The 6341-nt window shown below is 72.3% G+C and carries 8 protein-coding genes; 6 read left to right on the top strand and 2 right to left on the bottom strand.

Annotation, left to right across the window (positions count from 1 at the left end; translation table 11 throughout):
* Positions 1-460: LON peptidase substrate-binding domain-containing protein (locus QZX64_RS10050; protein ID WP_295659085.1), on the bottom strand; the 460-nt coding region annotated here is incomplete at its 3' end.
* Positions 461-561: 101 nt separating this feature from the next.
* Between QZX64_RS10050 and hisD the strand changes: the two genes are divergently transcribed.
* The 5 genes from hisD to QZX64_RS10075 all read left to right on the top strand — a co-directional run bounded on the left by hisD (position 562) and on the right by QZX64_RS10075 (position 5038).
* Entirely contained in the window at positions 562-1896 is a 1335-nt protein-coding gene (hisD, locus tag QZX64_RS10055) for a histidinol dehydrogenase (RefSeq protein WP_295659087.1), read from the top strand.
* Complete coding sequence (locus QZX64_RS10060; RefSeq protein ID WP_295659089.1) at positions 1893-2987, top strand: histidinol-phosphate transaminase; 1095 nt, start codon at positions 1893-1895, stop codon at positions 2985-2987. The genes hisD and QZX64_RS10060 overlap by 4 nt, the downstream gene beginning before the upstream one ends.
* A complete protein-coding gene (hisB, locus tag QZX64_RS10065; protein ID WP_295659091.1) occupies positions 2984-3604 on the top strand; it encodes an imidazoleglycerol-phosphate dehydratase HisB in 621 nt (206 codons plus the stop codon). The genes QZX64_RS10060 and hisB overlap by 4 nt, the downstream gene beginning before the upstream one ends.
* Positions 3601-4254 (top strand): imidazole glycerol phosphate synthase subunit HisH, encoded by a 654-nt coding sequence (gene hisH, locus QZX64_RS10070; protein WP_295659094.1) that lies wholly within the window; start codon positions 3601-3603, stop codon positions 4252-4254. The genes hisB and hisH overlap by 4 nt, the downstream gene beginning before the upstream one ends.
* Positions 4255-4474: 220 nt before the next feature.
* Positions 4475-5038, top strand: coding sequence for a dihydrofolate reductase family protein (locus QZX64_RS10075; protein WP_295659097.1), 564 nt, complete (start codon positions 4475-4477; stop codon positions 5036-5038).
* A gap of 458 nt (positions 5039-5496) precedes the next feature.
* Here QZX64_RS10075 and arr read toward each other — a convergent pair whose 3' ends face one another.
* Positions 5497-5931: an NAD(+)--rifampin ADP-ribosyltransferase gene (arr, locus tag QZX64_RS10080; protein WP_295659099.1), complete on the bottom strand. Its 435-nt coding sequence runs from the start codon at positions 5929-5931 to the stop codon at positions 5497-5499.
* A gap of 226 nt (positions 5932-6157) precedes the next feature.
* Between arr and QZX64_RS10085 the strand changes: the two genes are divergently transcribed.
* On the top strand, positions 6158-6341 hold a 184-nt coding region (locus QZX64_RS10085), incomplete at its 3' end, for a hypothetical protein (RefSeq protein WP_295659102.1).

The following is a 6341-nucleotide window of genomic DNA, read 5'->3' on the forward strand; positions in this document are numbered from 1 at the left end:
CGGCGAAGGGGTCGCCCCGGAACTCGCTGACCCGGGCGCGGTACGCCGTGAACGTCGCCCTGGCCCGGTCGACCACCTCGGCCGGGACGTCGGCGTGGGGCTCGGGGAAGTCGCTCACGTGGCCCGCAGGGAACTCCCCGGAGGTCTCCAGGCCGTCGAGCCTGATCCGGTCGCGGCCGACGGCGACGATGTCGAAGGTGCCGTCGGGGCGCGCCTCCACCTCGCTGAGCTGCAGGCGGCAGCCGACCCGGTAGAGCGACTGCGCGCCGTGGTCGCCGACCTCGTAGCCCTCGCGGATCGCCACCGAGCCGAACATCCGGCGCTCGGGCTGCGGCTCTCGCAGCAGGTGGTGCACCAGGGCGCGGTACCGGTCCTCGAACACGTGCAGCGGCACCTGGACCCCCGGGAAGAGCACCGTGCTCAGGGGGAACATCGGAAGGGTGGGCTGCGGCTCGCTCACGCCTCGACCCTAGCCCCGGTCCGGGCGCCCGACGCGGTGCCTCGCCCGACCGGCGGACCGCCGAGGAGGCCGCTGCGCGGTGCGCACCTAGAATCGTGGGCATGATCCGTCGCATCGACCTGCGGGGCGCCGCCGAGTCCGGTCCCGTCGACTACCGCGCCGCCGTGCCGCGCGCCGAGTTCGACGTCGAGGCGGCGACCCATCTGGTCCAGCCGGTGTGCGACGCGGTGCGGGCGCGCGGGGTCGACGCGATCGTGGAGTTCAGCGAGCGGTTCGACAACATCGTCCAGCACGACATCCGGGTGCCGCGGGAGGCGATCGACCGCGCCCTGGCGGAGCTCGACCCGACCCTGCGGACGGCCCTCGAGGAGTCGGTGCGCCGGCTGCGGCAGACCTGCGAGGCCGAGCTCGAGCGTGACGTCGTCACGCAGCTGGCCCCCGGTGCCACCGTGACGCACCGGCTGGTGCCGGTCGACCGGGTCGGGCTCTACGTCCCCGGCGGCCTCGCGCCGCTGGTCTCCAGCGTGCTCATGAACGTGGTGCCGGCCCAGGTCGCGGGCGTCGGCTCCATCGCGCTCTCCAGCCCGCCGCAGAAGAACAACGGCGGCCTGCCCGAGCCCGCGATCCTGGCCGCGTGCGGCCTCCTCGGGGTCGAGGAGGTCTACGCCGTGGGCGGTGCCCAGGCCATCGCGATGTTCGCCTACGGCGCGGGCGACTGCCGCCGCGTCGACCTCGTCACCGGTCCTGGCAGCATCCACGTCGTGGCCGCCAAGCGCCTGCTCAAGGGCGTCGTCGGCATCGACTCCGAGGCGGGCCCCACCGAGATCGCCATCTTGGCCGACGACACCGCCGAGGCGTCGTACGTCGCGGCCGACCTCATCAGCCAGGCCGAGCACGACCCGCTGGCCGCGGCCGTGCTCGTCACCGACTCCGAGCGGCTCGCCGACGAGGTCGAGGCCGAGCTCGACAAGCAGGTCTTCGCCACCCGGCACACCTCCCGCATCCAGATCTCCCTGGGCGGCCGGCAGTCCGGCATCGTGTTCGTCGACGACATGGAGCAGGGCCTCGACGTCGTCAACGCCTACGCCGCCGAGCACCTCGAGGTCCTGACCGCCGACGCCGCCGCGCACGCCGCCCGGGTGCGCAACGCCGGGGCGATCTTCGTCGGCGCCTTCGCGCCGGTCTCGCTCGGCGACTACTGCGCCGGGTCCAACCACGTGCTGCCGACCGCCGGCTGCGCCTGCCACTCCAGCGGGCTCTCGGTGCGCTCCTTCCTCAAGGCGGTGCACGTCGTCGACTACTCCCGCGCCGCCCTCGCCGAGGTCGCCGGGCACGTCGTCACCCTCGCCGAGGCCGAGGACCTGCCGGGGCACGGCGCCGCGGTGTCGGTGCGCTTCGGGGGCGACGTCTTGCCGGCCCCGGATTCCCAGCGATGACCTTCCCGCCGCTGCGAGAGGAGCTGCGCGGCATCGCGCCGTACGGCGCGCCCCAGCTCGACGTGCCGGTGCAGCTCAACGTCAACGAGAACCCCTACCCGCCCTCGCCGGAGTGTGCGGCCGACATCGCCGCCGCGGTCGCGGACGCCGCGACCAGCCTGAACCGCTACCCCGACCGCGAGTTCACCGAGCTCCGGCAGGCGCTGGCCGCCTACCTGTCCAGCGACACCACGCAGCCGGTCACGCCGGCGCAGGTGTGGGCGGCCAACGGGTCCAACGAGGTGATGCTTCAGCTCCTGCAGGCCTTCGCCGGTCCGGGCACGTGTGCGCTGAGCTTCGCACCGACCTACTCGATGTATCCCGAGTACGCCCGGGACGCGATGACCGAGTGGGTCGTCGGCCACCGCGAGGACGACTTCTCCCTCGACCTCGACGCAGCCCGCGCGCTGGTGCTCGAGCGCCGCCCGGCCGTCGTGCTCATGCCCTCGCCCAACAACCCGACCGGCACCGCGCTGCCGCCCGAGGCGGTGGCCGTGCTGTGCGAGGCCGCCGGCGACGGGATCGTCGTCCTCGACGAGGCGTACGGCGAGTTCCGGCGCCCCGGTGTGCCCAGCGCGCTCGACCTGCTGCCCGAGCACCGCAACCTGGTCGTCTCGCGCACGATGAGCAAGGCGTTCGCACTGGCCGGCGCGCGGCTGGGCTACCTCGCGGCGGCGCCGGAGATCTGCGACGCCATCCGCGTCGTCCGGCTGCCGTACCACCTCTCGGCCGTGACCCAGGCGACGGCCCTCGCCGCCCTGCGGCACGCCCCCGCCCTGCTCGCCCGGGTCGCGGACCTGCGCGCCGAGCGTGACGAGACGGTCGCGTGGCTGCAGGCGCAGGGGCTGCGGGTCGCTGCGTCCGACGCCAACTTCGTGCTCTTCGGCACCTTCGCCGATCGCCACCGGGTCTGGGAGGGTCTCGTCGAGCGGGGGGTGCTGATCCGCGAGACCGGCCCCCAGGGGTGGCTGCGGGTCTCGGTCGGCACCCCGGCGGAGATGACCGCTTTCAAGGACGCACTGGTCGACGTGATGAAGGAGCAGGCAGCATGAGCCGCACCGCCAGGCTGGACCGCGCCACCTCGGAGTCGAAGGTGCACCTCGCGCTCGACCTCGACGGCACGGGTCGCCACGACATCATCACGGGGGTCGGCTTCTACGACCACATGCTCACCGCCTTCTCGCGGCACTCGCTGATCGACCTCGAGGTGCGCGCCGACGGCGACACCCACATCGACGCCCACCACACGGTCGAGGACACCGCGATCGTGCTCGGCCAGGCGCTGCGCCAGGCGCTCGGCGACAAGCAGGGGATCCGCCGGTTCGGCGACGCCACCGTGCCGCTCGACGAGGCGCTCGTGCAGGCCGTCGTCGATGTCTCCGGTCGCCCGTACTGCGTCCACACCGGTGAGCCCGCGGGCCAGGAGTACGTCGCGATCGGCGGTGGCGGTCGGCCCGGGGGCGCCGCCTACCAGGGCTCGCTGACGCGGCACGTCTTCGAGACCCTGGCCTTCCACGCCCATCTCGGCCTGCACGTGCGGGTGCTCGGCGGCCGCGACCCGCACCATGTCGTGGAGGCCCAGTTCAAGGCGGTGGCGCGCGCACTGCGCGACGCGATCGCCCATGACCCCCGGGAGACGGGCGTGCCGTCGACCAAGGGGACCCTGTGACCGCGACGGGGACCAGACCCCGGGTCGTCGTCCTGGACTACGGGTCGGGCAACACGCGCTCGGTCGTGCGGGCCCTCGAGCGCGCCGGCGCCGACGTGACATTGACGGCCGACCGCGCGGTGGCGCAGGAGGCCGACGGTCTCGTCGTACCCGGCGTGGGCGCCTTCGCCGCGTGCATGGAGGGACTGCGCGCGGTGCGCGGGCACGAGGTCATCGGCCGGCGCCTGGCCGGCGGACGCCCGGTGCTGGGCATCTGCGTGGGCATGCAGGTGCTGTTCGAGACCGGTGTCGAGCACGGTGTCGTCAGCGAGGGGTGCGGGGAGTGGCCCGGCACCGTCGAGCGGCTCAAGGCGCCCGTCGTACCGCACATGGGCTGGAACACCGTCGAGGTGCCCGCGGGCTCGGTCGTCTTCGACGGCATCGAGGACGAGCGGTTCTACTTCGTCCACTCCTACGGCGTCCGCGACTGGACCCTGGTGACCAACGACCGCACCAGGGCGCCGCTGGTCACCTGGGCCGAGCACGGCGGGGACCGCTTCGTCGCGGCGGTCGAGAACGGCCCGCTCACCGCCACGCAGTTCCACCCCGAGAAGTCCGGGGACGCCGGCGCGGCGCTGCTGCATCGGTGGGTGCGCTCGCTCCAGGCCTGATGTCTCGCTGTCAGAGGCACTTCGGCCACCGCGCGGGAGACGTCCCCCGGCGTGCCACGCCGAAGGTCTGCACCGTGTCCGCACCCCGGTCGACCGGAACAGGTCACTGGCGGGGCTGAACGGGTGCCCGGCCTCGCCGCCGGACGATGACCCCTGACCGACGAGTCTCCCGCGGCTGATGGTCTGTACGGCGCATCCCGACTCACGGGAGGCTGACGCCATGCGGAGACTGACCTTCGGCATGAACGTGAGCCTGGACGGCTACATCGCCGCGCCCGGCGACGACCTCGACTGGGGCGTGCAGAGCGACGAGCTGTTCCAGTGGTGGTCCGACCGGGTGGGGGCGACGGGCCTGGCGCTGTACGGGCGCAAGCTGTGGGAGACGATGAGCTCCCACTGGCCGACCGCCGATCAACAGCCTGGCGCCACTCCTGCGCAGGTCGAGTACGCTCGCCGCTGGCGGGACATGTCGAAGGTGGTGTTCTCCTCGACGACCAGCGCGGTCGCCTGGAACGCCCGCCTGGTCACCGGCGACGCGGTCACGGAGATCACCCGGCTCAAGAGCGAGGACGGCGGTCCTCTGGACATCGGCGGCGCCACCCTCGCCGCGGCGGCCATCCGGGCCGGGCTGATCGACGAGTACGCGATCCTCACCCACCCGGTCCTGGTGGGCGGCGGCACGCCGTTCTTCACCGCCCTGGACAGCTGGGTGAACCTGAACCTGGTGGAGACCCGGACGCTTCCCGACGGCGTGCTCCTGACCAGGTACGAGGTCAGGCGCTGACACCCGACCTCGGATCGGCGCGGGCTCGGGCCACCCGAGGATCCCTGGTCGTGAGGGATCCGCTTCCGGGGCAGTGGCCCGTTCACTCCTTCATCCCCGGGCCGCCGGCTTCCCGCTGCAGCTACGTGGGCAGGCTCACGCGGGCTTCGCGCCGAACCGGGGCATGGACCCGGGAGCCGAGGTGTTCTGCCCGTGCAAGCAACCACCGAACGAGGAGTCAGACATGCTCGTCCCACCCCCCGCTCGAATCCCCGGCCGCTCCGTGCGCGAGTGGCTGCAGCTCGCTGACGCCTACAGCCTGTGGGCGTTCAACGCCCCGCGGATGACCGGCCGCTGATCCGCTCGCGGCATGTCGCCCGCGTCCGCGCACAGAGAAGCCCCGCACTCCTGGTGCGGGGCTTCTCCTGTGGTGACACGCGCGGCTGGGCGTACCGGGGAGCCCCCCCTGGTAGTAGCGGTCAGTCGTGGATGACCGCCAGGCCCTTGCGCTTCAGGTCGGCCAACCCTTCCCGCATGGCTCGGACCTGCTCAGGCGAATGGTCGACCCAGTCCAGGAGCTCAGCGACGACCTTCACCGGTTCTCGGGTGCGGTAGGACCGGGTCGGGTTGCCTGGGAACTTCTTGTCCGTGACGTTCGGATCGTCCTCCAGGGCGCCGAGCGGTTCCACGAGGTAGATCCGTCCGCGCCCTTCTCCCAGCGCCAGCTCGGCACCCCAGGTCGCGGCGTCCAGGGTCGCCGTGACGTAGACGTGGTTCGACGTCCGCCCATCCTCGAAGTTCGAGCTGCGCCCGGGCACCAGGAGATCACCCGCTGCCAGGTGCGCTTTCGTCCCATGGAGCAGGATGCCCGACTCGTAGACCTCGAACGGCTTCGGCTTCCTCACATCGACCATCCGAGCTCCCCGTGTGTTGATCCGTCATCGTCACTGACCGAGGAGTCTGAACCACGAAGGGGGCCTTGCCACAAGCCCCCGGCCGCGCTATAGGTTGAGAATGGCAGGGAGCAACGATCCCTGCCATCGTCGCGTGGCACCGCTGCGGCGGTGGGTGCGCTCGCTCCACGACTGATGCCCCGATTTCGGGGTCGCGTCGCCCAACCCGCGTGGCTACCTTGCCGCCATGGCCTCGTTGAGCATGAACCAGATCATCCATGCCGCCGTCCGCCGCGACGTGGCACGCACCGAGCACGCGCTGCGCGCCTTCCGCGAGGGTGACGCCGCACGGGCACGTCAGCTGCAGCGGGCCTGGCAGAACCTCGTCCGGGAGCTGACCCACCACCACGAGGCCGAGGATCGCCTGATCT

It is taken from the genome of uncultured Nocardioides sp. (assembly GCF_902805925.1).
Lineage (GTDB): Bacteria > Actinomycetota > Actinomycetes > Propionibacteriales > Nocardioidaceae > Nocardioides.

What these genes read in the sequence shown, in the direction of transcription:
- arr (WP_295659099.1), bottom strand. Translation starts at nt 5,931, where the DNA reads ATGGTCGATGTGAGGAAGCCGAAGCCGTTCGAGGTCTACGAGTCGGGC.
- hisD (WP_295659087.1), top strand. Translation starts at nt 562, where the DNA reads ATGATCCGTCGCATCGACCTGCGGGGCGCCGCCGAGTCCGGTCCCGTC.
- hisB (WP_295659091.1), top strand. Translation starts at nt 2,984, where the DNA reads ATGAGCCGCACCGCCAGGCTGGACCGCGCCACCTCGGAGTCGAAGGTG.
- QZX64_RS10060 (WP_295659089.1), top strand. Translation starts at nt 1,893, where the DNA reads ATGACCTTCCCGCCGCTGCGAGAGGAGCTGCGCGGCATCGCGCCGTAC.
- QZX64_RS10075 (WP_295659097.1), top strand. Translation starts at nt 4,475, where the DNA reads ATGCGGAGACTGACCTTCGGCATGAACGTGAGCCTGGACGGCTACATC.